This is a genomic window from Rhizobium sp. 01L419 (assembly GCF_056400025.1).
In genome coordinates, this window is the sequence record NZ_JBFTSM010000002.1 from 643,489 (window position 1) to 668,130 (window position 24,642).

Annotated in this window: 22 protein-coding genes; 5 read left to right on the forward strand and 17 right to left on the reverse strand. The window is 59.3% G+C overall.

Translation table 11 applies throughout. From position 1 onward, the window contains the following. Positions 1–47 precede the first annotated feature (47 nt). Together AC1DUP_RS06770 and AC1DUP_RS06775 are read right to left on the reverse strand one after the other, a co-directional pair. Positions 48–1,211, reverse strand: a complete 1,164-nt coding sequence (locus tag AC1DUP_RS06770) for a polyamine ABC transporter substrate-binding protein (protein ID WP_113307558.1) — start codon at positions 1,209–1,211, stop codon at positions 48–50. Between the two features lie 22 nt (positions 1,212–1,233). Further along, positions 1,234–2,325 carry an ABC transporter ATP-binding protein gene (locus tag AC1DUP_RS06775; RefSeq protein ID WP_113296544.1) on the reverse strand — a complete coding sequence of 364 codons (1,092 nt, stop codon included), beginning with the start codon at positions 2,323–2,325 and terminating at the stop codon, positions 1,234–1,236. A 190-nt stretch (positions 2,326–2,515) separates the two neighbouring features. Here AC1DUP_RS06775 and AC1DUP_RS06780 point away from each other — a divergent pair, with 190 nt between their 5' ends. After that, the gene (locus AC1DUP_RS06780) at positions 2,516–3,319 is read left to right on the forward strand and encodes a helix-turn-helix domain-containing protein (RefSeq protein WP_113307559.1); all 804 of its coding nucleotides are present in this window, start codon (positions 2,516–2,518) and stop codon (positions 3,317–3,319) included. A 29-nt stretch (positions 3,320–3,348) separates the two neighbouring features. Here AC1DUP_RS06780 and AC1DUP_RS06785 read toward each other — a convergent pair whose 3' ends face one another. Beyond that, positions 3,349–4,374, reverse strand: coding sequence for a fatty acid desaturase (locus AC1DUP_RS06785; protein ID WP_113307560.1), 1,026 nt, complete (start codon positions 4,372–4,374; stop codon positions 3,349–3,351). After that, positions 4,371–4,667: a DUF4167 domain-containing protein gene (locus AC1DUP_RS06790; protein ID WP_113307561.1), complete on the reverse strand. Its 297-nt coding sequence runs from the start codon at positions 4,665–4,667 to the stop codon at positions 4,371–4,373. Before AC1DUP_RS06790 ends, AC1DUP_RS06785 begins: the two co-directional genes overlap by 4 nt. A 301-nt stretch (positions 4,668–4,968) precedes the next feature. Between AC1DUP_RS06790 and AC1DUP_RS06795 the strand changes: the two genes are divergently transcribed. Together AC1DUP_RS06795 and AC1DUP_RS06800 are read left to right on the forward strand one after the other, a co-directional pair. Then, a complete protein-coding gene (locus AC1DUP_RS06795) occupies positions 4,969–5,889 on the forward strand; it encodes an MYG1 family protein (protein ID WP_113307562.1) in 921 nt (306 codons plus the stop codon). 74 nt (positions 5,890–5,963) lie between these two features. Then, complete coding sequence (locus AC1DUP_RS06800; RefSeq protein ID WP_477832264.1) at positions 5,964–6,563, forward strand: DUF309 domain-containing protein; 600 nt, start codon at positions 5,964–5,966, stop codon at positions 6,561–6,563. Positions 6,564–6,677: 114 nt separating this feature from the next. Here the strand turns inward: AC1DUP_RS06800 and AC1DUP_RS06805 are convergent, their stop codons facing one another. The 6 genes from AC1DUP_RS06805 to AC1DUP_RS06830 all read right to left on the reverse strand — a co-directional run bounded on the left by AC1DUP_RS06805 (position 6,678) and on the right by AC1DUP_RS06830 (position 11,890). Beyond that, on the reverse strand, positions 6,678–7,055 hold the full coding sequence (locus AC1DUP_RS06805; RefSeq protein ID WP_113307563.1) for a hypothetical protein: 378 nt from the start codon (positions 7,053–7,055) through the stop codon (positions 6,678–6,680). Positions 7,056–7,335: 280 nt separating this feature from the next. Beyond that, complete coding sequence (locus tag AC1DUP_RS06810) at positions 7,336–8,193, reverse strand: transporter substrate-binding domain-containing protein (protein WP_113307564.1); 858 nt, start codon at positions 8,191–8,193, stop codon at positions 7,336–7,338. A 37-nt stretch (positions 8,194–8,230) separates the two neighbouring features. Then, on the reverse strand, positions 8,231–9,013 hold the full coding sequence (locus tag AC1DUP_RS06815) for an ABC transporter ATP-binding protein (RefSeq protein ID WP_113307565.1): 783 nt from the start codon (positions 9,011–9,013) through the stop codon (positions 8,231–8,233). Continuing rightward, positions 9,010–9,750 (reverse strand): ABC transporter permease, encoded by a 741-nt coding sequence (locus AC1DUP_RS06820; RefSeq protein ID WP_113307566.1) that lies wholly within the window; start codon positions 9,748–9,750, stop codon positions 9,010–9,012. The genes AC1DUP_RS06815 and AC1DUP_RS06820 overlap by 4 nt, the downstream gene beginning before the upstream one ends. Further along, positions 9,750–10,469: an ABC transporter permease subunit gene (locus tag AC1DUP_RS06825; protein WP_113307567.1), complete on the reverse strand. Its 720-nt coding sequence runs from the start codon at positions 10,467–10,469 to the stop codon at positions 9,750–9,752. The genes AC1DUP_RS06820 and AC1DUP_RS06825 overlap by 1 nt, the downstream gene beginning before the upstream one ends. Next, positions 10,466–11,890, reverse strand: a complete 1,425-nt coding sequence (locus AC1DUP_RS06830) for a M20 family metallopeptidase (protein ID WP_113307633.1) — start codon at positions 11,888–11,890, stop codon at positions 10,466–10,468. The genes AC1DUP_RS06825 and AC1DUP_RS06830 overlap by 4 nt, the downstream gene beginning before the upstream one ends. A 177-nt stretch (positions 11,891–12,067) precedes the next feature. Here AC1DUP_RS06830 and AC1DUP_RS06835 point away from each other — a divergent pair, with 177 nt between their 5' ends. Further along, positions 12,068–12,703 (forward strand): GntR family transcriptional regulator, encoded by a 636-nt coding sequence (locus AC1DUP_RS06835; RefSeq protein WP_113307568.1) that lies wholly within the window; start codon positions 12,068–12,070, stop codon positions 12,701–12,703. A 217-nt stretch (positions 12,704–12,920) separates the two neighbouring features. Continuing rightward, positions 12,921–14,777 (forward strand): bifunctional diguanylate cyclase/phosphodiesterase, encoded by a 1,857-nt coding sequence (locus AC1DUP_RS06840; protein WP_477832265.1) that lies wholly within the window; start codon positions 12,921–12,923, stop codon positions 14,775–14,777. A 48-nt stretch (positions 14,778–14,825) separates the two neighbouring features. Here the strand turns inward: AC1DUP_RS06840 and fcl are convergent, their stop codons facing one another. The 7 genes from fcl to AC1DUP_RS06875 form a co-directional block, all read right to left on the reverse strand. After that, positions 14,826–15,797: a GDP-L-fucose synthase gene (fcl, locus tag AC1DUP_RS06845; protein ID WP_113507049.1), complete on the reverse strand. Its 972-nt coding sequence runs from the start codon at positions 15,795–15,797 to the stop codon at positions 14,826–14,828. Beyond that, positions 15,790–16,893, reverse strand: a complete 1,104-nt coding sequence (gmd, locus tag AC1DUP_RS06850; RefSeq protein WP_113296531.1) for a GDP-mannose 4,6-dehydratase — start codon at positions 16,891–16,893, stop codon at positions 15,790–15,792. The genes fcl and gmd overlap by 8 nt, the downstream gene beginning before the upstream one ends. 172 nt (positions 16,894–17,065) lie before the next feature. Beyond that, positions 17,066–19,276, reverse strand: coding sequence for a polysaccharide biosynthesis tyrosine autokinase (locus AC1DUP_RS06855; RefSeq protein ID WP_113307571.1), 2,211 nt, complete (start codon positions 19,274–19,276; stop codon positions 17,066–17,068). After that, the gene (locus AC1DUP_RS06860) at positions 19,273–20,415 is read right to left on the reverse strand and encodes a glycosyltransferase family 4 protein (RefSeq protein ID WP_113296529.1); all 1,143 of its coding nucleotides are present in this window, start codon (positions 20,413–20,415) and stop codon (positions 19,273–19,275) included. The genes AC1DUP_RS06855 and AC1DUP_RS06860 overlap by 4 nt, the downstream gene beginning before the upstream one ends. Beyond that, the gene (locus AC1DUP_RS06865) at positions 20,409–21,509 is read right to left on the reverse strand and encodes a glycosyltransferase family 4 protein (RefSeq protein WP_113296528.1); all 1,101 of its coding nucleotides are present in this window, start codon (positions 21,507–21,509) and stop codon (positions 20,409–20,411) included. The genes AC1DUP_RS06860 and AC1DUP_RS06865 overlap by 7 nt, the downstream gene beginning before the upstream one ends. A 699-nt stretch (positions 21,510–22,208) precedes the next feature. Then, entirely contained in the window at positions 22,209–22,436 is a 228-nt protein-coding gene (locus AC1DUP_RS06870; RefSeq protein ID WP_477832266.1) for a glycosyltransferase, read from the reverse strand. A gap of 250 nt (positions 22,437–22,686) precedes the next feature. Continuing rightward, complete coding sequence (locus AC1DUP_RS06875) at positions 22,687–24,546, reverse strand: glycosyltransferase (RefSeq protein WP_113307572.1); 1,860 nt, start codon at positions 24,544–24,546, stop codon at positions 22,687–22,689. Between the last annotated feature and the right edge of the window lie 96 nt (positions 24,547–24,642).

A 24,642-nucleotide genomic window follows, 5' to 3' on the forward strand; every position in this document is an offset into this window, starting at 1 on the left:
CCGGCCCCCATGGCAAAGTGTGGGGGGGCCGGAATTCAAAGATAGAATTATGCGGACTTGAAGCGCGCCATGAGTTCGGCACGACCCGGATCGGTCAGCGTCACGGCGGCGCCGAATTCCAGCGGGGTAAGTGCTGCTTCGTCAGGATAGACGATTTTGTTGGACGTGACCTCCTTCGGCAGCAGCGCGATGACGCGGCTGTCGGTGGTCGGTGCACCGTTAGCGATGTGCTCCTTCACCGCGTTCTGCGGGTCCATCAGGTAGTTGAGCAGCGCATAGCCAGCAGCCTTGTTCGGCGCATCCTTGGGGATCGCATAATAGTCGGTCCAGATTTCGCCGCCGTCGGTGCCGAGGATATAGGCAAGTTCCGGCATGTCCCGGTTGAGCTGCGCGCCATCATTGGTCCAGCACATGGTGAGCCACGCATCGGTGGAGCGCATCGACGGCTGGTAGTCGGAATTGATTGCGAAGAGATGCGGCTTGACCTTGATCAGCAATTCTTCCGCCTTGGCAAGCTCGTCGGCCTTGATCGAATTGAAGTCATAGCCGAGCGAGACAAGCGCACTGCCAATCGTCGTCAGCTGGTAGTCGTGCACCATGGCACGGCCGTCGGCTTCCGTCTGGGCGATCTCGAAAAAGTCCTTCCAGCTCGAAAGCTTGGTCTTGATCTTGGACGTATTGACGGAGAAGCCTGTCGTGCCCCAGTTCTTCGGCACGGCATAGGTCTTGCCGTCGATCTGGCCCTCCTTGGTGAAACGCGGGCTTTCGCTTGCCTGGCTGAAATTCGGGATCTTCGAAAGGTCGAGTTCCTCGATCAGGCCGAGCTTGTGATGGGTCGAGATCGTGTAGTTGGTCGGCACGAAAAGCGACCAGCCGGAGGCGCCGGCCTGAAGCTTGGCAAGCATTTCCTCGTTCGAACCGAAGACGTTGACTTCGACGGCAACGCCGGTTGCCGCCTTGAAGTTCTCGAAGGTTGCCGGATCGTGATAGTTCGGCCATGTGGCGATCGACATCTGCGTGCCGAGGTCGTCTGCCGCATAGGCAGGCGTCGACAGTGCGCCCGGGAAGCGCGACAGCACGGCGGTCGCAAGACCGAGGCCGGTGATCCCGAGGAAGTGGCGACGACTGACTGAGCCGCGCTTCAGGCGCATGAACTCGTCTATGAAGCCTTCGGCGGAAATGGGGAGATTATCCTTATAATCCTTGCTCATGATGCTGTTCCCTTGTTTTGGTTTATGCATTCGACGCTGGAAAGACATGGATGGCTGCAGGGTCGAAACCGAGGAAAACCTCCTCGCCCGGCTCCACGAGATCACTCTCGTTCATGCTGCGGCGATCGGCGGTGATCAGGAAATCGCCAAGCCCCGGCACGCTCACGGCATATTCTGCCGATGAGCCGAGGAAAATGCGGTGCGTCACGGTTCCCTTGAATGACGTGCCTGTTACCGTCGCCTGACGCGTTAGACGGATTGCCTCAGGGCGAAGAGCCGCAATGACCTCTCCTGGCGCGAGCCGTTTGCCGGAGGCGATTGCTGAACCATCGGCCAGCCGCAGCGTGGCGCCATCAGCCTCCATCGCCGCAGTGATGCGGTTCGTCTTGCCGACGAAGTCGGCGACGAAAAGATCGGCCGGGCGGTCATAGACTTCCTGCGGGCTGCCGAGCTGGCGGATGCGTCCGGCACTCATGACGCAGACGACATCGGCCATCGAAAGCGCCTCTTCCTGGTCATGGGTGACGAGGACGAAAGTGATGCCGAGTTCGCGCTGCAGGGTCTGCAACTCGATCTGCATCGCCGAGCGCAGCTTCTTGTCGAGTGCGGCCAGCGGTTCGTCGAGCAGCAGCACGGAAGGCCGGTTGACGATGGCCCGGGCAAGCGCCACGCGCTGTTGCTGGCCGCCCGACATTTCATGAATCCGCCGCTTGGCAAAGCCGCCGAGCCGGACCATCTCGAGCGCCTCGGCGACACGGCGGTCGATCTCGGCCGCTCCGATCCTCGGGCGCATTTGCTTCAGGCCGTAGGCGACATTCTGCTCGACGTTGAAATGCGGAAACAGCGCGTAATGCTGGAACACCATGTTGACGGGGCGGCGATAGGCCGGAACGCCATTCATCTCGTGCCCGTCGATCAGCACCGTACCTTCGCTCGGCTGCTCGAAGCCGCCGATCATGCGCAGGCAGGTCGTCTTGCCGCAGCCGGAAGGCCCGAGCAGCGCCAGAAATGCGCCCTTGGGCACAGTAAGGTTGATGTCCGTTACAGCGGTCACGGCGCCATAGTTCTTTGTGACCGAACGGAATTCGATATCGTTCGTCGAAGCGGATGCCACGTCTGTTCCCTGCGGTTGGTTGGAATGGCAGTCTATCGCTGCCTTATTGCCACCGTCGTTAAGGAAAGAGTAAGCCTGAGCTTCCTGCACGGTATATACCCCGAGAGAGGTATTTTGGCGCACAACGTTTCATGGAAGGTGTATATCCGGGCTGCGCGAAATTGCGTGGAACGGCGGAGGGGAAGGGCTAGTGAGTATCGAGCTGGAGACGCTGTTTGCCGCTTTCAAAGCCACGGTCGGCAAGTCAGCCATGGCGGATGCGGGCTTCGGCGATACGTTCCGCCAGATGATGGCCGCACTGGTGCGCTTCGACTATGTCGTCGTCTTCGCCTATCGGGCAAAAGAGCGGCCGATCGATCTTTACAGCACCTTCGATCGCGAAGAGAACGTCGTTTTCGTGACGCTCTATCAGGCAGGACCTTACCTGCTCGATCCCTTCTACCACACTGCTCGGGAGCGGCGCGAAGGCGTCTTCCGGATGCGCGAGCTTGCGCCGGACCGGTTCTTTTCCAGCGAATACTATCGCAGCTATTACGTGCAGACCGGACTAGCCGAAGAAATTGGCTTCTTCGTGCCCGTCGATGGCGATATCACAGTCGTGCTGTCGCTGATGCGGCGCGAAAAGACCGGCGCTTTTCCGCCCGCCGAATTCGCTACTCTGAAGAAGGTCGAGCCGCTTGTGGCCAGCATGGTGAAACATTATTGGGCCGGACTTGCGCCACGCTTCGACGCGCAGCTTGCGGCAAGAGGCAGGAGCCGCCGCAAAAACGAGGGCATCCCGCGCGTCGATACCGTCTGGCACGACCTCAACCTCACGGGCCGCGAAACGGCCATCGTCGAGCTGGTGCTGCAGGGCCACTCGTCGGAATCGATCGGACTGAAGCTCAACATTTCGACGGGAACGGTGAAGGTTCACCGCCGAAACGTCTATCGCAAGCTCGGCATCTCCTCGCAGACGCAACTGCTCTCGCTCTATCTGAAAAATCTGAGCTGACCGATCGCGGTGTGCGCCTGAACCTGCTGTTAGGCGCGCACCTCTGCCTCACGCAGTGAAATCAGCCGTCGTGCCGTCTCGTCCCAGAGGATGAGCTTCACGCAGCTGAGGCTGTCGCGAATATTGATGCGCCCAAGCTTCGCCAACTCCGGATAGTCACGCAGCACTTCCGGCAACCTGTAAAATGGCACTCGGCTCGACAGATGGTGGACATGGTGCATGCCGATATTGGCGGTGATCCATCGCAGGGGACGCGGTAGATCATAATGCGAGGCGCCATGCATGGCGGAATAGGGGAACGTCCATTCCGGAGGTTTGGACCAATGCGTGTCTTCGAATTGGTGTTGAACGTAGAACAGCCAGACGCCAGCCGATCCGGCAAGCAGAACGGTTGGCAAATGGATCAGCAGAAAGGGAACGATCCCGACGGCCCAGATGAGGAGAATGGCGAGTGCAGCAATGCCGGCGTTTGTCGCCATCGTCGAAATCCAGGGCAGCGCCCCGGAGCGCATCATGCCGAACGGCAGCCTTTGCTTGAAGAGAAAAAGATAGGCAGGGCCAATGCCGAACATGACCAGAGGATGTCGATAGAGGCGATAGGCGAGTTTTCCTCGACCCGTCAAGGCGCGATATTCCTCGACCGTCAGCGTGGTGATATCGCCGACCCCCCTCTCATCCAGATTGCCGGCTGAGGCATGGTGTTCCGCGTGCGCGCGGCGCCAATAGTCGTAAGGTGTGAGCGTGAGGATGCCGATCACGCGCCCTGTCCAGTCATCCCACTGACGCCGTCCGAAAAACGAGCCATGCCCGCAATCATGTTGCAGCATAAAGAGCCGTAAAAGGAATCCGGCTGCCGGAACGACAAGGATTATGCCGAGCCAATAGCCGAAATGGATCGCGACCCCCGCTGCTGCCCAAAAAAGGACAAACGGGATCAAGGTCACGGCCAGTTCATACAGGCTTCGGCCTGTATTGGGTTTTCGGTAATTCGAGAGAATCTTGAGCCAGGCTTTTTCGGCACCGGCGTCTTGGCCGGCCGTCATCGTTACGTTCATAGTCGGTCGGCGTCTTTCTGTTGGGCAGCGCTGCGGAAGAAATGTTCGGCATGCTGGTAGTCATTTTCTGCGCCGATCCGGTCACCGGCCAAAGACTTCAGCTCGGCAAACTGAAGGTACTGCTTGTATCGATCCAGCAGGCGCTGCTTCGATGGTGTAGCACTTCTGTTGGGGTGGGCGAAATGGTGATTATTCATGAGAAATCCGAACCGCGAAGGTTCGCTCCTGATTGTCTGGAAATGATTGCTTGGGCGCTCGTCGGCGATGATCCGCCGTCGCAGCTTGCCACTCATGCCTTGGCACGGGGTCCATGCCCGGAAGCAGCATTCAACTGCGGCTACCACAAATTGCTGAGGGGAGGGTCGCAAGCGTGCGTCGGCAATCGGACAACGGAGCCTGCCTCATCGAGGAAACAATGTCCTCGGATGTTTATGGTGTTACCGCAGCATTGTGGCTGCATCACGTCCGGGATGCCTTTCAATATCCGGATCGACAGAATTGTGTGGCCGTTTCCCTCACCGACTGTTGAGCTGGGGATCGACGCGGGCTATCAGGACGGCGACACATTCCCGGCTCCGAGAGGCGCATCTGACAATGACTCCCTTATATTTGGTTACCCATTCCGGCGGCTTCCACGCCGATGAGCTGCTTTCGAGCGTCATTCTGACCCGGCTGTTCCCACAGGCCAGGATCATTCGCAGCAGAAATGTCGAATGGACCACACCGGCCACCGATCGCATCATCTACGACGTCGGCGGGCAGTATGATCCCGCAGCAGGTATTTTCGACCACCATCAGCGTGGCGCGCCCATGCGTGAGGACGGACGGCCCTACAGTTCCTTCGGGCTCGTCTGGAAACACTATGGGGCTGATTATCTTGCAGCCCTTGGCGTGCCCGAAACGCATATTTCATCGGTGCATGCTTCCTTCGACTTCAAGTTCGTCTTGCCGGTCGATCTGACTGACAATGGTGCGCTTGATCCTTCCATCGCAGGCGAGCTGGCAGGCCTTACACTGCCGGCCCTGCTGGAAACCTTGAAACCGGTTTTCGATGCCAAGGATCACGAGGCCGATGACCGGGCGTTCCACGCCGCCCTTTCGATTGCGCGAAGCTTCGTGGAGGCCGGTATCGCAACGCAGGCTGCGAAACTCCGCGCGGAAGCCCTTGTTCTCAAGGCGATCAACGAGACAGGCGAGGGGCATGTTCTCGAATTGCCAATGGGCATGCCTTTTCGCGCGGCGATCGTAAGAGCGAAGGCGGATCATCTGCTTTTCGTCGTTCACCCACGGGAAAACGACTGGTGCCTGACCGGCATCCGCCGCGCTGACGAGGGCTTCGAGCTGCGCGCCGATTTGCCTGCATCCTGGGCGGGATTGACTGGCCAGGAGCTCGAGCGTGTCTGCGGCGTCGAAGGAGCGACTTTCTGCCACAAGGGCCTCTTCATCGCTGCCGCAAAAACCCGGGAGGCAGCACTTGCGATGGCGCAAATCGCCGTAGACGAGGCGCTGTCCTAGGACAATCGGCATACGTCGGCGACGTCGTTCCGCGCCTATGAGGACAGCCGATCCGATGGTGGCGACGAAGCGATTTGTCGGCCGGCTTGCGCACAGCTTCGCTTGCGATCATGGTCACCGGCATGATGATTGAGGTTATGCAACGTCCTCGTCTGCTGCCGCAGAGAAGCTTTCCGCGCTACGCCTACTTGCCCGGTCGGATGCCCCATCCCGTACGGGATCCGGCAGGGCACAGTTACCAGGTTGAGCCTGCACCGATTCTTCCGACACTCGATTCCGATGAATTCGCGTGGGGCGCGGACCTTTTCAACCATGGCTATTACTGGGAAGCGCATGAGGCCTGGGAGGGGATTTGGCAGGTCGCGGAGAGAGGCAGTGCGCTACGCGCCTTGCTCAAGGGCCTGATCCTGCTCTCCGCTGCCGGTGTGAAGATCCGCGAAGGCAAACGCACACCGGCTATGCGTCATGCTGGCCGCGCCGCCGGGCTGCTTCGTCAACTATCGAAAGTCCCGCATGACGCCTTTTCGCAGGCACTCGGAATGTCGCCAGCGATGCTTGCTGACAGAGCAGAAGCATCAGCAAGCATTCCGCCGGTTTTGCGGACGACCGGGCCGGGACAGCCTGAACCAGTCTACGATTTCATTCTTGGAAATTTGCGAAGCTTTGCGCCATAAAGGATTTATTGGCAGCTCTGTTTGAGACGACAATATGGGCAATCGCTATGTGCTTGGTTTTCCGATGATGATGGCCATGGACCCAACGCTCAGTGCCCATCGCCAGCGCTCTCATCAAACCTCCATGACGTCTTCAAACGCTTCCGGGAAATTCTGACGTGCTACCTTTTCGTCGATGACGAGCATCGCCTCATAGGACATCGCATCGAAGTCCTTGTCGACAGCCACCACTTCTCGTCCAAAGAGCAAGTTGAGCCGAGCCGCGTCGAGATTGCCGCGCTCGAAGGGCTCTGCCCCGAAATGATGCCAAAGCGCATGCAGGAAGGCTGCATCGACCCGGTGCTCTGCCGTCCCGGGTCGGGCGCGGCGGGGCAGGGCCTTGATCGGCGTCACGCCCCTGGGATTGGCACGGCGGATGGTGAACTGAATGCCGCTCCCTGGCATGCCCGACGGAAAGCCGCGGTGTTTCGTCATATCGGGAAGATTGGCCATAGTTGCCCCTCCTGCACAATGGAATCGTGTCTTGTTTCTTTTAAATGTCGGGCTGCCGTTGGCGACACCCGCGACCACACGAATAGCGATGTAGACGCCGCTTACGAGCGCTGCAAGGCTCTGTCCATTGAATATTCCGCGACGGAACGTTGAGCGCCATGGCTGCTCAGACGTCTCTGCCATCAAGGCGATCGGCGGTACGCTACGCGCAGGCGCCGATGACAGGCTGAATGGCAATACCCGACGAGTTTCGCTCGCCGGGTATCGATCTTAAGTTCATTCACTTTGGCGTAACGTCGAAGCCGAACCATTTTTCCGACAGCGTCTTGATCGTGCCATCCGCCTTCGCGGCCGCAATCGCGTCGTTGAACATCGCCTTCAATTCGGTATCGCTCTTGCGCAGGCCAACGGAACTGCCGCGACCGAGGAAACCGCCCTGGAAACGCGGACCGGCAGTCGTCATGTCATCATTGCCCGGCTTCTCAGAAGCCGTGGTTAGATACGCCATCGATGCCATGACGATGTCGACACGACCGGCCTTGAGATCGAGATCATGCTCTTCCGTCGTCTTATATTCTCTGACCTCGACGACACCCTTCAGATATTTGTCGACGAAGGCGGCCGCGGTTGAGGCCGTCTGCACACCGATCGTCCTGCCCTGCAGCGCCGGCTTGATCTTCTCGATCTCGGCAGCAGCACCCGCTTCATCGCTGGCGAGCGAGAACACCTGGCCCTTTTCAGGCAGGTTCGCGAGATCGCCCGTCTTCGAGGTTGCGAAGGCCTGGCCGGTGGAGCCGTAGGAATCGCTAAAGGCGATAACCTCTTCACGCTTGGCCGTCGCCGACATGCCGGAAATGATGGCATCGAACTTGCCGGCGTTCAGCGCCGGGATCATGCCGTCGAAGTTCTGGACGACGATCTTGCACTCGACCTTCATGTGGTCGCAGAGATATTTGGTCAGCTCGATCTCATAACCATCGAGCGTGCCATCCGGCTTTGTAAAGTTATAGGGCTTGAAGGCGCCTTCGGTGGCGATCGTCACCGTCGTCCACTTCTTGTCTTCGGCATGCGCGATGCCGGCCGTCGCGATGATCGCTGCGGCTGATGTCGCCATCAGAACCCGTGAAAAGAACGTCATGTTTTTGCTCCCCTTTTCTTTGTTTGGGCTGAGAAAACTATTTGCTGATGAACTGGCGGAAACGGTCCGACCGGGAATTGGCAAAGACCTCCTGCGGCTTGCCGTCCTCTTCAACGACGCCCTGATGCAGGAAGACGACCCGGCTGGAGACATCGCGGGCAAAGCCCATTTCATGGGTGACGACCAGCATGGTGCGGCCTTCTTCGGCAAGCGCGCGCATGACGCGCAGGACTTCGCCGACGAGCTCGGGATCGAGCGCCGAGGTCGGCTCGTCGAAGAGCATCACCTTCGGTCGCATGGCAAGCGCGCGTGCGATCGCTGCGCGCTGCTGTTGGCCACCGGAAAGATGCGAGGGATAGAAATTGCGCTTCTCGGCAATCCCCACCTTGGCAAGCAGGGCCTCGGCCTCCTCGATGCATTCTGCCTTCGAACGGCCGAGGACATGGACGGGCGCTTCGATGACGTTTTCGAGCACGGTCTTGTGGGACCAGAGATTGAAGCTCTGGAAGACCATTCCAAGCTGCGAACGGATGCGATCGACCTGTCTGCGTTCGGCCGGCCGGCTGCCGCCTTTGCCGTCGGCAACCATGCGGATCGTCTCACCCGCAACGGTCACCTCGCCGGAATTGGGCGTCTCCAGAAGGTTGATGCAGCGCAGGAAGGTGGACTTTCCCGAGCCGGAGGAACCGAGGATGGAGACCACATCGCCTTCATGCGCATCAAGCGAGATGCCTTTCAAAACCTGCACAGGACCGAAGCTCTTGTGCAGGTCCTTCACGCTGAGCGCGATCGGAGAAAGAGGGGCGTTCGCCGCAATCATCGGGCGTCTCCTTCGAGTGCGGATGCGGGGACGGCCGCGGGATGGTAGGGAAGGGGCTGGCGCAGATGCGGGCTTAGCCAGTATTCGACAAGATAGACGAGGCGCGTCAGCAGGAAGTTGATCGCCAGATAGATGGCGCCCGCGACGATGAACACTTCGATTGCCCGATAGGTCTCGGAGATGATCCTGGCGGCAACGCCTGTCACTTCCATCAGGGTGATGATCGAGGCGAGCGACGTCGCCTTCACCATGGCGATCGTCTCGTTCGAGTAAGCCGGCAATGCCTGCCGGATCGCGAGCGGCAGAACGATGCGACGGAACTGCATGAACCGTGGCATGCCGCAGGCACGCGCCGCTTCGATCTGGCCGAAGGGTACCGACTGAAGGCCGCCGCGGATGATCTCGCTCGCGTAAGCAGCGGTATTCATGGTCAGCGCGAGCACGGCGCACCAATAGGGTTCGCGCAGGAACGGCCAGAAGATGCTGTGCCTGACCTCGGGAAACTGGCCGAGCCCATAATAGATCAGGAAGATCTGTACGAGTAGCGGAGTGCCGCGAAAGACGAAGACATAAGCCCGCGCAAACCATTCAAGCATCTTGATACCGGAAAGCCGGCAAAGTGCGATCGCGAGCGCAACGACTGCGCCGAGCGCGATCGAGGTCGCGGCAAGCTGAAGTGTCAGCGGGATGGCTGAAATGAGACTGACGAAGGTTTCGATGAGAAATTGCCAATCCATCAGCTTCTCCTTACGCCGCGAGAGAAGTGCTTTTCAGCTCGCCTCAGGAAAAGGCCGGAACCAGTTGATATAATAAGATAGATCGCTCCGGCGACGACATAGAAATCGAAGGGTAGACCGGTCGAGCCGGCGGCGACTTGTGTCTGGCGGAGCAGTTCGGCCACGCCGGTGATGGAAACGAGCGCGGATTCCTTCAGGACGACTTGCCAGACATTGCCAAGGCCTGGCAGTGCGTGGCGAAGCGTCAATGGCGCGACGATGCGGCGAAACCGCAATATACGGCCCATGCCGCAGGCAATTGCAGCCTCGATCTCACCGGCGTGGACCGCCTTGAACGCCCCTCGGAACACCTCGGTAAACTGTGCACCTGAGGTCACGCCGACGGCGAGCGATCCGGCAAGAAAACCCGGGAAGCCGAGGAAGCCTTCGGCGCCGAAAAGCCGGCCGAGTGCCGTGACGGCGGCGCTGCCTCCGAAATAGAAGAGGTAGATGACCAAGAGATCCGGTATGCCGCGAAGAACCGTCGTATAGGTATCGGCGGCGATCCTGACGCCGCGGCCGCCCGATATCTTCGCCCAAGCACCGAAAGTGCCGATCACCGCGCCGATCGCATAACCGGAAATCGCAACAAGAATCGTCATCCACGCGCCGGCCATGAGCGCCTTGCCCCATCCCTCGGGGCCGAAACTAATCAGCTCGAGGATGCCGGGCTGGTTCATGATGCCTGCTTCTGCGGCAGCGGCGGCTGAACGTCATCAGGGATCGGATTGACGAATGGCGTCCCATCGAGGCGACCCTTCAGGTCCGCCTTGGCCGCCTCGATGAGATCAGGATCGCGGATCAGGTCGATGGCGGTACTCGCCATGACTTTCGCCGCATGTTCCGTGCCTTTGTGGGCCGCCGGAAGCTTGCCCTGGGCGACGAGCTGCCAGGAATGGCCGGGTGTGCCGATCGCATAGGTCGCGCCGCGCATTTGCACCGTCGGTACGACCCAACTGACGCTGCCGACATCGGTGGAGCCGACGATCGTGCTGTCGCCGGCATAGAGCGGGAAGATTTCCTCGCAAAGCGGCTGGTCCTTCTTCGGCTTCAGGCCGAAGCGCGCGTAGGAGGAGGCGATGTCCTCGGCACTCATGGTCGCCTGGAATTTCCGGGCGGTTGCGCGATCGGCTTCATCGAAGACTGGTTGGCCGAGGCGCTGGAGATTGGCAAACATCAGTTCTTCGAGCGGGACGTTGCCGACGAGGTTGGCGTCGCCGCTGATCACTTCGCTGCGGACCGACGTCTCGGTCATGAGGGCTGCGCCCTCCGCCACCTTTTTGACACGGGCGACGAGCGACAGGAGTTCGGGGAGATTTCGGGCGCGAATGAGATAACGCACCGTCGCACGGGCCTGCACCACATTCGGCGCGGAACCGCCGGTATCGGTAACGGCGTAATGGATGCGCGCCGTCGATGGCATATGCTCGCGCATATAGTTGACGCCGACATTCATGAGCTCAACCGCATCAAGAGCGCTGCGGCCGAGATGCGGCGTTGCCGAGGCATGCGAGGAGCGGCCGGTGAAATGGAAGTTGAGTTCGTTGCAGGCAAGCGACACAGGGTTATTGACGCCAGCAAAAGCCGCCGGATGCCAGCAAATGGCGATATCGACGTCATCGAAGACGCCGGCACGAACCATGAAGCCCTTGGAAGACCCGCCTTCTTCTGCCGGGCAGCCGTAATAACGCACGCGGCCCTTGAGGCCGTTTGCGGCAAGGAAGTCCTTTACCGCGGCTGCCGCCAGCATCGAACCGGCGCCGAGCAGGTTGTGGCCGCATCCATGGCCGTTGCCATTTGCCGTCACCTCACGCTTTTCAGCGAGACCGGCCTCCTGGCTCAGCCCGGGCAGCGCGTCGAATTCACCGAGGATTGCGATAACAGGACCACCTTCACCGGCTTCGCCTACGACAGCGGTCGGCAATCCCGCGACGCCGCGCTCGACACGAAATCCCTCCGCTTCCAGCTGGCGCGCGTGTTCTTCGGCGGAGCGATATTCTTCGTAATTCGTCTCCGGCATATCCCAGATCCGATCGCTGAGCGCAAAGAAGGATGCGCTCTTGGCTTCAACGATGTCCCACACGGCTTCCGAGTTTTTCATGGCTTCCAAAACAGCTTCGTCTTGCATAGTATCCAAAATTGGCGCCAATTTAGGATACAAAAATTTTATGCGCAATCCGTGTGCACGAATAAATTTTCATCACCTCAAACTGTTTGGGCCGGCTTACGGAAATGCCTCAGCCCGTGGTATCGATGAGGAAAGTCAGGAGAAGTTCGAATGGCGGATGTCATGATGGATTCGGGGCAGGGAACGTCTGCCGGGCGAGACGTGACGGATCTCGTGCTTCAGGATATCCTGGCTGGCGCCCTGTTGCCGGGAACATGGCTGAAGCAGATCGATCTCGAGCGACGCTATAACTGCACGCGGCCTGAAGTGCGCCGGGCTCTCGATCGCCTCGCCCAGAAGAGGCTCGTCGAACATGTGCCGAACCGCGGTTACCATGTCTATGAACCGGACGGTCGGCGCGCGCAGGAAGTCAGCGAGATCCGTATCATCCTGGAAACGGCGATGGTCGAAGCAATCATTCAGAACGCGTCGTCGGCAGATATCGTCAATCTGCGCGGACTTGCCGAGCATTTCGACTTCATGGTGCTGAATGGCACGATGCTGGAACTTTACGAGGCAAATCTCGCCTTCCATCGACAACTGCTGGTCCTCGGCGGCAATCAGGAACTGGTCGACCTTATCACGGAAATTCGCCAGCGAACCTCGTCGGCGCCAGTATCCCAGTGGCGCACGCGCGCCCGCGTGGAACAGTCGAGCCGGGAGCACCATCTGATGATCGATGCAATCGAGGCCGGTGATACGGAGCATCTGAAGGAATTGGTGCGCCAGCATATTCTTCAGAGCTAGACGTGGCTAACCTATTTTCCCATCATGCAGCTTCGCCATCGAATCGACTTGCGGCTGCGGCCGCTCACAGCACGAAAACCTACCCATATATCTCGGGCGTCGAATTGTAGTCGATAAATTTGCGAACCCGTAACACAGTACCTGCTAGTTTTCGATCCTAACCGGTCGAACAGGTTTCGAGGCCATTCGAGCGAAAGGCAACACGACGAGGCCGGGCATGCGAGGACAGCTTCAGCAAGAAATCCTGGATATGCTGGCACGAGGGTCTTCCCTCGAAAACGCCTGCGATCGTATTTGCGAGCATGCTGAACGGCTTGCAGCCGGCGTCATTTGCTCGATCGTGACCGTTGACCGCGAAGGGCTCCTACATCCCCTGGCGGGGCCGACGATCGCCAAAACCTATTCCGATGCGCTTGACGGAATACCGATCGGGCCTGATGTCGGCTCGTGCGGCACGGCTGCCCATTTCCGCAGGCCGATCGCCGTCACCGATATCTTTACGGACCCGCTCTGGACACCCTATCGGCCGCTTGCCGACATCCTTGCGAAAGAACATGGCGTCAAGGCGTGTTGGTCCAGCCCCATCCTGCGCAGTGACGGACGCGTGCTCGGGGCGTTTGGATTTTACTACAAGGACAATCGCGGTCCCACGCCCGAAGAGCGCATGATCGTCGCCGAGTGCCTCGACCTTTGCTCGCTGGTGCTCGAGCGCGAGGAGGTGAAGGCCGACAATCAGAGGCTCGCCTTTTTCGACAACCTCACCGGCTTCGGCAACCGTGCCAACTTTTTGAAAACGCTGGAGGCGGCCGTCGACAGTGCCTTTGCCCCTCTTTCGGTTCTGCTCGTCGATATTGATCAGCTCGGCCGGGTCAACGATGCCTTCGGGCATGCGACCGGCGACAGACTGATCCTGGAGGTCGGTCAAGTCGTTGCTCGGATCGCAGCGCCGGCCGCTACCTTCAGGGTGGACGCCGATGAGTTCGCAGTCTTGATCGAAAATCGTCCCGCAACGGAATTGTCCGCGGTTTCGGCAGAAATTCTGCGCGCTCTGGAGAACCGGACACCGCAGCGCAACGAACATCTCCTGCCGGTCTCGGTCACCTGCGGGGGCGCGACCTTCGAACCGCCCGGGCCAGCCCACGTTCCGACCTTTCTGCAACATGCAAATCTTGCACTCCATCATGCCAAGCAGACGGCCAGAGGCGGTTTCGTGCTTTACAGCGACGATCTTGCCGGGGCGATCGCAAACCGGTTTCGGGCACTGCAGACCATGACAAGCGCCTTGGCCGAAGATCGGATAGAGGCGCATTACCAGCCGATCGTCAGTCTTCCGACGCAGGAAATCGTCGGCCTCGAGGCTCTGTGCCGCATTCGTACGGACAGTGGCCAGATCCTCTCACCCGGCGCGTTTGCCGAGGCGCTCCAGGATCCGTCGATGGGCCACCTCCTGACGGACCGGATGCTGGAGCAGGTCGCGCGCGACATCCGATACTGGCTCGATCTCGGGCTCTCGTTTCAATATGTGAGCGTCAACGTATCCATGGCGGATTTCAATCAGGGAAATCTCTGCGAGCGGATCAAAAGCGTTTTCGCCCGCCACCGCACGCCTCTCAAACATGTCGTGCTCGAGGTCACCGAAACAGTCTATATGGACGAAAAAGACGGGAAGGTGGCAAAAGCGATCGAGGAGCTTCGAAGGGAAGGGCTGCTTGTGGCGCTCGACGATTTCGGCACGGGTTACGCCTCGCTCACACATCTGCTGAATTTCCCCGTCGATATCATCAAGATTGACAAGACCTTCATTGACCGGATGTCCGATGGACCCGGCGCAGTCATCGTCAAAGCCCTTATCGACATGTCGATCGGCCTCGGTACCCGCATCGTAGCCGAAGGTGTCGAAACGGAAGATCAGGCAGAACGTCTGCAGGGCCTCGGATGCCCCTATGTGCAGGGATATCTGTTCGGCCGGCCGGTTGACCGCGATAGGGCAACTGAAGCGCTGCGGCCCGAGACTTCCTCATCGGCAAGCAAGCCAAAGCGAAAACTCAAGCGGCCCGTGAACTTGATGCGCTGACGATCAGGCGCGTCAGATAACGCTACCGTGACGACAGCTGGCCCGCGATCACTCTGCAGCCTCGTTGTGGCGTTCGAGATAATGCCCATTCAGGAAGGAGTGGTAGGCGTCCGCGATGCCCTCCTTCAGGCCGATCTTCGGTGACCAGCCGAGAGCGCGGAGCTTATCAGCGCTCATGAGCTTGCGTGGCGTACCGTCCGGCTTGGTAAGGTCTCGTGTGATCTCGCCTTCGAAGCCGACGACCTCTGCGACGAGCCCAGCCAGTTCGAGGATGCTAATGTCTTCGCCTGAGCCGACATTCACGTGACCTTCGGCGGAATAGGTCTTCATGAGATGGATGCAGGCGTCGGCGCAATCCTCGACGTGTAGGAATTCGCGCAGCGGTGTTCCTGTGCCCCAGATGCGTATTTCCTTCTCTCCCTTATGCTTTGCCTCATGCGCCTTGCGTATCAGCGCTGGCATGACATGGCTTGAATCGAGGTCAAAATTGTCGCCTGGCCCATAAAGATTGGTGGGCATGGCCGAGATAAAATCCTTTCCATGCTGTTTTCGGTAAGCAGCGCAAAGCTTCAGTCCGGCAATTTTGGCGATCGCATACCATTCATTCGTGGGTTCGAGCGATCCGGTGAGAAGCGCCTCTTCGACGATCGGCTGATCGGCGAACTTCGGATAGATGCAGGACGAACCCAGAAACATCAGCTTTTCAACGCGAACTTTATAAGCGGCGTGGATGATGTTCGCCTCGAGAATAAGGTTGTCGTAGAGGAAGTCGGCCGGATAGGTATCATTGGCGAGAATACCGCCGACCTTCGCAGCCGCCAGGAAGACGGCATCGGGACGGTTCTTTGCCATCCATGCCTCCACCTGATCCTGCCGTCTGAGATCGATCTCGGCGTGCGGGGCCGTCAAGATCTCGCAGCCCTCGGACGCGAGACGCCGGACTATCGCCGAGCCCACCATGCCTCGGTGGCCCGCGACATAGACCCTTTTTCCGGCAAGGCTGTAGATGAGCTCAGGCATGCACCAAGCCCTTATTCGCACCAACCGTCGGAACATTGCGGGCCATGACTTTCAGGTCCTCGCGAACCATCTCCGAAACCAGCTGATCAAGACTGACCTCGTGCTTCCAGCCGAGTTTCGTATGCGCCTTCGTCGGGTCGCCAAGCAGAAGGTCGACTTCAGTGGGTCGGAAATAGGCCGGATCGACCTCCACCACACACCGGCCGGATAGCTTGTCATATCCTTTTTCCTCGACGCCTTCGCCTTGCCAGTCGATCGGCATGCCCACTCTGGCAAAGGACTTCTCGACAAAGGAGCGAACGGTGTGCGTTTCGCCGGTCGCAAGAACATAGTCCTCCGGTTCATCCTGCTGCAGCATCAGCCACATGCCGCGGACATATTCTCGCGCATGTCCCCAATCGCGCTTTGCATCGAGATTGCCGAGATAGAGCCGGTCCTGCAGGCCGAGATGGATGGCCGCCGCCGCCCGGGTAATCTTGCGGGTCACGAAGGTTTCGCCGCGGATCGGGCTTTCATGGTTGAACAGGATGCCGTTTGAGGCATGCATGCCATAGGCCTCGCGATAGTTGACCACGATCCAGTAGGCATACAGCTTGGCGGCAGCGTAGGGGGATCGAGGGTAGAAAGGCGTCGTCTCGTTCTGCGGGACCGCCTGAACCTTGCCGTAGAGCTCGGAGGTGGATGCCTGATAGAATCGTGTTTTCTTGGTGAGGCCCAGAAGGCGAATGGCTTCAAGCAGCCGCAGGGTGCCGGTTCCATCCGCGTTGGCGGTATATTCAGGCGTCTCGAAAGACACCTGGACGTGGCTTTGTGCAGCAAGATTGTAGATCTCGTCAGGCTGCGTTTCCTGAACCACCCGAATGAGGTTCGTTGCATCGGTCATATCCCCGTAGTGGAGGATGAAGCGAGGATTCTCGACATGGGGATCCTCATAGAGATGCTCGATACGATTGGTGTTGAAGGACGACGAGCGCCGCTTGATGCCGTGGACAATATACCCTTTCTCCAAGAGCAATTCGGCCAGATATGCGCCGTCCTGACCTGTTACGCCGGTTATCAGCGCAACTTTGCGGTTATGTCTTACTCCGGTATCCATGATCACCCTCCAACTCTGGTACTACAGTTGTTTCGAAAAGTTGATGTCGCCCCGCCAGGCGCGGTACGCTTGGCGAAGCAGTTTTTAGCTCGGCAGTTCGAATGGCCCCTCATTTCCAAAGCCCCGATACAGTGACTACCCGTGCCAAGTACCTTTCCATGAAAGTGAAATTTCATGTCTTGTAGTCATGGTATTTCATGAGCGCTCTTGAAAATAACTCCGAGTCACTGAAGTTGTATAGGGCGTGTTTTTTCGGCTTAACCTTATTTATTGCGACAACAATTTCGGAGATTCGTGCGCTTCTCAGATGCAGCGCGGTAATTTCGACGGCGCGACGGCTGGTCTTTGCCCATTTTACTATCATCAAGGTTCGCTCGACCAACGCAGTCATATGCATCGTGTCGGACGAGGCCAGTACAGGCGCACTGTCGAAGATCACGATCTGGCCATTTGCCCGTGCCATCTCGATAATGTCAGCCACATCATTCAAATGAGCGCGCCGGTTGGGACTGGGGCTACCGGCAGGAATGAAGTCGATACCGCTTGGATGGTGACAGATGATGTCCTGTAGTTGGGCTTGTCCGCTCAGGAATTCATTCAATCCTTGCTTTAAACCTGACTTGAAAAGCGCATCGAGATTTCCGTGTCGAAGGTCGCCATCGATAAGCAGCACCGAATTCCCGTTGGCCGCCAGTTCGATTGCCAGCGATCTGGCGACAAGCGACTTGCCTTCGCCGCTGTGCGCAGACGTCACCACAATGCTGTTGGGCAATTTTCCGCCGTTGGACTGTTTGAGCGAAATCATGACAGTGCGCATCGCTTCGTCAAACATCCCGCCTTGTCCATGGCCGAACAGTGCCGAAGGATTATTCCGGCTTTTCCTGGTCAAGCGCGGTATAAAACCGCCAGGTATTATGCGTGCCATTCCGGCCAACTGGTCGAAGCTGCGGACCGACCTGTCCACCATCTCAACCACGAAGGCGACCGTCACCGCGATCGAAATCGAAGCGACCATGGCGCCGATCAGGTAGAAAAGCCGTCCGCGACCCTGCGGCCCGAGCGGCTCTGCAGCCGGTGACAAAACCTCAAGTTCCGCTCCCGGCAGCATGGCCTGTCCAGCAAGACCACGGCGTTGCTTTTCGAGTTCGTCCAGCGTCGTTTGCTCTCTGTCAACGATGCGCTGCAGTCGCAACAACTCGGTTTGCGCCAGGGCCGAGTGGGAACGTTGCACCTGGGCGGCTGCGAACGCAGAGCGGACCGCACTATTTTCATGATCAAGCGCCGCCAGCTTGGCGCGCATGGACTGGAGATACCGATCGACCGCACGGCCGAGGTCGGTGTGGGACTTGGCAATCTTCTCGCGCAGGTCGACCACTGCTTCGGCATCGTTGCCATAGGTCTGAAGAAGGCGCTCCAGATCTAGCTTCTGTGCGCGCAGGTCGCGTTCCATCGCGCCGATGCTATCGGGAAGGGGTATGTTCTGGAGAGCAAGCGAAGAATCGTCGGCTGTTTCCAGCGTCGAAATCGTTGCTTCGACTTCAGCGCGGCTTTGTTCGATTTTTGTTTGCCGCTCACTCAACTCCATCAGCGACTTGATCTGCTCACCCTGAGTGTCATCGTCCGAAACGACACTGGCCGTTTCCTGATATTTGTCAGCAGCTTCTCGCGCTGTCTTCACGCGATCCTGTTGTTCGGCGATGCGCTGCAGAAGCCATTCTTCCGCAGCGTCCAGGCGGCTGCGGATGCTGTCCTTGCGCTCTTCAAGGTAGATGCTCATGAGCAGGTTCGGGACTGCGGCGGCCAGTTTGGGATCGCTCGCATCGAATCCGATCTGGATAACGTCACCCTGGCCGTCACTCCATACGCGCAGCGCCTTGTAATATGCGGGGATGATAGGCTCGATGCTGTCTCGTATCGGCAAGGACGGTTTTTCGCTGTCGACCAGGCCGCGCAACATTTCCCGGACCTTTGCGGCAACAGAGGCCTTACGCAGTGCCGCATTGAATTCTGGCCGCTCATCGAGCTGAAGATCGCGGATCACCCGTTCGGCGGCGCTTCTGGAAAGCAATCGCTCGATCTCCGATGTAAGGTCCAGAGGATCATTGCGACTGTTATCTTCGGCGCCGAGCGTTGTTGCTAATGGCCTGTGAATGATCAACCGGGACTCGGCGTGATAGTTCGGCTTAAATCCGGAAATCATCGTAATGGCAGGCACCATAAAGAGTGCTGTCAGCGCCGCGATCATGACGACCCTTCGGCGGATGAGGCGCATGCCTGATGTCAGATCAAAGTCGTCCGATTTGGTCTCTGTCTGAAACCTGGGGTCATAACGCATCGACGACAGCGGGACGTTACGATCTGGGGGAACAGTTGAAATTGTCATGGCGCGCCAACCATTGTTTGAGGTTGCGCAGAGACGGCTTCATATAGTTTTTCCATCGATCGCATGTATGCCTTCATACTGAAGTGATTGAGGTAGAGGGCGCGGCCCCTGGACGAGAGGTGGTTGCGAATGTCCGGATCGATCACGAGTTTCGCCAGCGCCGCGGCTAAGGCATCCTTGTCTCCGACAGGCACGAAAACACCGGTTTCGCCGTCGGAGATGACTTCTTCGTGGGCGCCGACACGTGTCGTGACAACCGCGAGCCCATGGGCAAGTCCCTCGATAACCGCCATTGCCAGGCCTTCGGCATGTGAAGGCAAGACAAGGATATCCGCACGTGCACACAAGGCCCGCGCCTTGTCGGCGTCGAGCCAGCCCGGCATCTCCACCCGATCCGAAAGTGCCAAAGCTGTGGCCTGGCGTCGGTAGTCTTCGACAGGTCCATCGCCCGCCAGCACGGCGCGCCACCCCAGTTCCTTCATGAGCGGATGGCTCAAGGCATGGAGAAGCTCGGTAACGCCTTTACGCTCGCTCAGCCGACCAAGAAATACGATCAATGGTGTCTCGCCGACCCGAACACCGTGTGCGCCCGGATCGGAGACGCAATTATGAGCGACGACTATGCGGCGTTCCTCGACGCCCAGAAGTGCCGACAGCGTTGTGCGATCACGCTGGCCGAGCGCCACAACGCAGTCCGCATGTTGAAACATTCGACGTATGAGCGATTGCTGGCGTGGCGAGCGTGTGGCGAAATCGCTTGCGTAATCATAGTCGTGCAGATGCAATATGTGACGACATCCAAGGAGGCGGGCGGCCTCAGTCAAGATCAGTTTTCGGGAAGTGCTGCCGCGACCCGCGACATGGATGTGATGAATTCGTCGCGGAGCAACGAGCCGATCCTTCACCATCATCAAGATGGCGCCGAGCAAGCGCGCAGGCGACGCCACGACTGACCACCGAGGCCCCCTGGTATCGGTGACCAGATGTTTTTCTCCTGCCTCCTTCGCCGTGCTGGATATATATCCGACCAGCCTGCCGATGCCGCCGCCGTTCTCGCAACCGCCCGGCACATAGTGACGGACGCTTGCCGCGTTCCGCATCGTTATCTGGTGGCCGGCCGCGAATACCTTCATCAGCATGATCCGACCACCTCGCGATAAACGGCCGCGGCCTGTGCCCCGACCTGTTCAGGTGAATTCGGTCCTGTGGCCCATTCGAGCGCATTGGCACCGAAATTGTTTCTGAGTTCGCGGTTCTCCGCCAATATCCGGATGGCTCTTGCGAGCTGCTCCGCATCCCCCGGCGGCACAACCACCCCCAATCCATTTGGCTGAACTGTCGCGCGCAATTCGCCGACATCCGTTACGATAACCGGTTTGCCAAAGGCCGCAGCAAGGTTGAGGACACCGCTTTGAGACGCTTCCGTATAGGGAAGGACAACGATATCGGCGTCCAGGAAAAGCTGCGCGACCTCCTCGTCTTCGATAAAGCGGTTGCGGATATCATAGCGACCGGCTTCCCCCATAAGTGGCTGGAAGATCCTGGGGTCGTCGCCACGGCCCGCCACCGTAATGCGCAGATTGGGGAGCGTATCCTTGAGCATGGCCTCGGCTCGGACCAGATGCTCCAGACCCTTGTAAGCAAAAATCCGCCCGAAGAGCAGGACCCGAATGGTTCCGTCTGCCTGGCCCCGCGTCATTTTCCTCCGACGGGCGAGCTCCGCGTAGCGATGAATGGCTGGATGCGACAGGACATGGACGCTATCTGGGGATTTTGAATATCTGTCGAGGACCATCCTTTTCAGCCCCTCGCCATGCACGACGACATGACGCGATTGCCTCACCATCAATTCAGGAGCCCAGGCGGGCAGCGTGCGGGTATCGGAATCGCCAGGATGCACTGTCACATCGTGTACGGTCGTTACGAGCGGAATCGGGCGCCAGAATGGAGCGGCAAAATTCAGCCAGAGCGTAGAATTGCTCAGAAGGTGAATAAGGTTCGGCTGTTCATGCCGGATGAGACGTGTGAGCTGGTGCAGGAACCAGGGATTGGAAAGCGAGCGGTGCCGCGGCCAATCCAGAAGGTGCAGATCGACAGCCGGATCGAACCAGGAAGCAAGGTGTTCGAAGCGCCGGCGCGGAACGCCCAGCACGACCTGCATGTGTTGTGCCAGGCCGCTGGCGTAGGAGATGGTGTAGTCTTCGAGTTCGGAAACCAGCATCAGGGCTTTCATCGTGCTGACTCCGACAAGCCAATATCCTGACCAGGTCGAGGGAGGTCGCCGGCTCTGCGCAATGCATCACGCGTCCGCCTCCATAGCGCTTCGACAGCAAGTTTGAGCCGGGTGCATGCCTCGGCTCCGCCCGGACTTGCCGAGGCTACACGGTACCAATGGTGGTGCGGCAGCAGGATGTTGCCCGCGAGCTCGACATTGCTGTCGCCACCGAGGTTGGGAGCCTCCGTAATAGCGATATCCGAAGTATCACCTCGCTCGATCAGGATCTTGTATAGGGCTGGTGAGGTCCTCGCCGACACTAACGCGACAAATGACGCTCCTGCCGTGTAGCGTGCGGAACCAGGACCATGACGCAGAACCATAGCAATCCCAACCCTTCTAATCGTCAACTGCGAACAGTTAGCGTGCACCAGAATCGTTGCCTCACTTCACCGGAGACTGGGGCCCACCAATGTCTTTCGCGTATGCACTCATCGCTAAACTACCGGCGAATGGACTCGCACAACATCTGCTCTTAAGGGCAGTCCCGTAGACCCTGTCATCAACCTTTGGAGGGGATGTGCCTCCCAAGGACTTAAGCGGGACAACATCATTAGATGGTAGGACAGGTTTCGCATCGCACCACGACGCCTTCCTGAGTGGGGTGTCCGCGATCTAAAGAGCCAAGGCTTTTCGAAAGTAGTATAGTGCGTGATTTTAGGTCGGCGACACGCCTCGTGTGTGGCGGTCGTGCTGCGCTGCCCGCCTGCCACATCTGGACATTCTGGCCTGCAGGTTCCAACGGTGGTCCAGCGTCTTTACTTCGTCGAAGACAACAGCGTTAACGGCGTCCTGATCGTGCAGCGTGAGGTCGGAGCCTCGCTGCCTAGCAAAGGCAAGCAGCCTAATACCGGTCGATGAACAGCCCGCCCAGCACCCGTCCATCGACGTGATGATCCGGAGGGAAAGACGCTCGAATCCGCGAAACCTTCCTCGAGCATCGCCTCCGCAACAGGATCAGTCGCAGGTGAACACATGAAAGTCGATCGCGGCCTCCGGGGCATTGTCGACAATCGACGCCGCCGTAACCGCGAGGTGCTGGAAATGTTCCGGATTGGCGCCGGACACGATCCTAACGGCGCTCCGTGTGCCCTTCCTCGTGCCATGCCTCGCCCCTGTGATTTCGCATCTGCGCTCACTCCCGCCGCTCGGCCTCGGCGCCTCGGAATAGCTCGCGTCGTTCCCGCCGCGCCTTGAAGAACCGGCGCGTGTCGGCGGTAAGGTCCCAGAGCCGGGTCTTGCGGATGGCGCGGCGCAACTGCCGGGACACATTTCGCAGATAGTCGAGTTCTCCCGTTGGGGGGATGTTCGGTCTTAGGGCGGTCAGGCCCGCCCGTGTCACTGTGTATTCTGTCGCATGGGCCAGGAGTTGCCTTAACGTCGCCCGTCCGGCGCGGCGCGAGGCCGCCGGTGCCCGTCCACCGCCCTCCGGGACGCTTCGCTCGGAGGGCGGCGGGAGCCGGGACAGTTCTGTCAGCAGCGCCTGCCATCCCTGTGATTCTGCCGCGACGAACCTGTCGTGGATGCTCGGTCGTCTCGTGAGCGCGTCGCCGGTTCCAGACCAGGCATCGGGTGCAAAGAGGAGGCTGCGAATGTAATCAAGCGCGGGATGGGACAGTCGCGGATACCAATCGGCCAGGCGTCGAGCTTCCCAGTCCCGTCCAAGACGGGAAAGCGCAAAGAGATAGACGGCCCATTCGGCAGGGTCGGGATCCTGTGCGCCGTAGACGACGGCCGTCGTTTCGATCAGGTGCCCCAGCCGGATGGCTGCCTCGGCAGGATCGCCACTCGCCAGATCGCACAGCGCTAGGCCAAACAGGCCCTCCGGCAGATCGCTGACATAGATGAGGCAGTCGGAAAACCCCTTGCGTGCGGCTCCAAGCTCGCCGCGCCGAAGGCTCTTGTATCCATTCGCGAGCAGGGTGCGGTCGGCGCCTCCTCCGCTCCGCGCCGGAAAGCGCGGTCCGGTCCGTTCGACCCCCACAAGGTCGCCGAACGGGCCGTCCTGCTCGATCCGGCGGCCTGGCGATGGTGCCTTCTGTAATTGAAACCACTGATAGATCTGTGGGCGATGCGCGATCGTGTGGCGGGAATGGACCAGGTCGTGCCCGGCGTCTGTTATGCGCCGGAGCCGGTCTCGATCCTGCATGAGGTTGTCAAGGACGTCCAATACGTCGTCCGCGTCGGCAAAGACACAATTCTCCATATGCGCGAAGCCGGCCGCCTCGGCCATCGGTGTGCGTTCGGCGATCAGGCAGGATCCGGCGCCCGGGATCTCGAAATGCTTGCGCACGATCTCCCGTGCCATTGTCCCGCAAGATGGGGCGAAGAGGCTAGCGTTGAGCGTGCGGGCGTAGCGTTCGCCGGTGAGGGCCCGCGCGGCACTGGCGTCGAAGTAGCCGTGCGGCGGACAGATGAGGCAGGGATAGGATCCTGAAAGGAGCGGGAAGACACGGCGCCGCCAAGGATAGAGCTCGGCCCGCGAGCCCGTCAGCATGATCGGGATGGACTTTTCCGCGCCATAATCGCGGAACACGGCTGGGTCGATGAAGTTCGGCCAGACATAAAGACCATCCAGACTGTCGGGCAGGTAATCCTGGATCGTCGTGCAGATGGAGAAGCAAACGCCGATTCCCAAGCGATCTAGGTCCGACAAGATGCCCGAGCGCGTCGGCGACCATGAATCGGCGTTGAGGAGGCCGGCTTTCGGAACTTGCGAATGGGCCGACACGTTCCGGATCTCAATGCGATGCGACTGGTTCGACTGATAACCGAGCTCGAACAGCGTGAGGTCCGGTTGGTACCGGTCGCAGATCCGGCCATAGTCGCAATCCTCGTTGACGACCACGACTTCGAAGTGCTGCTCCAGGCAGCGTACATGATCCTGCGCGTGCTGCGTCATGTATTTCGCGTATCGGGAATTGGGACTGTGGTTCCATTGGAAGAAGACCAGCTTCGGCTTGGCAGGCGAGGAGGCAGAAAATGGGGTCGACACGAAACATTCTCCATTCTTGCGGCTGTCACCCGAACGGCCCGCCGATCCGACGCTGCGACCTTCGCATGGCGGCTTTTCTAGCGCGGATCGGCAGTG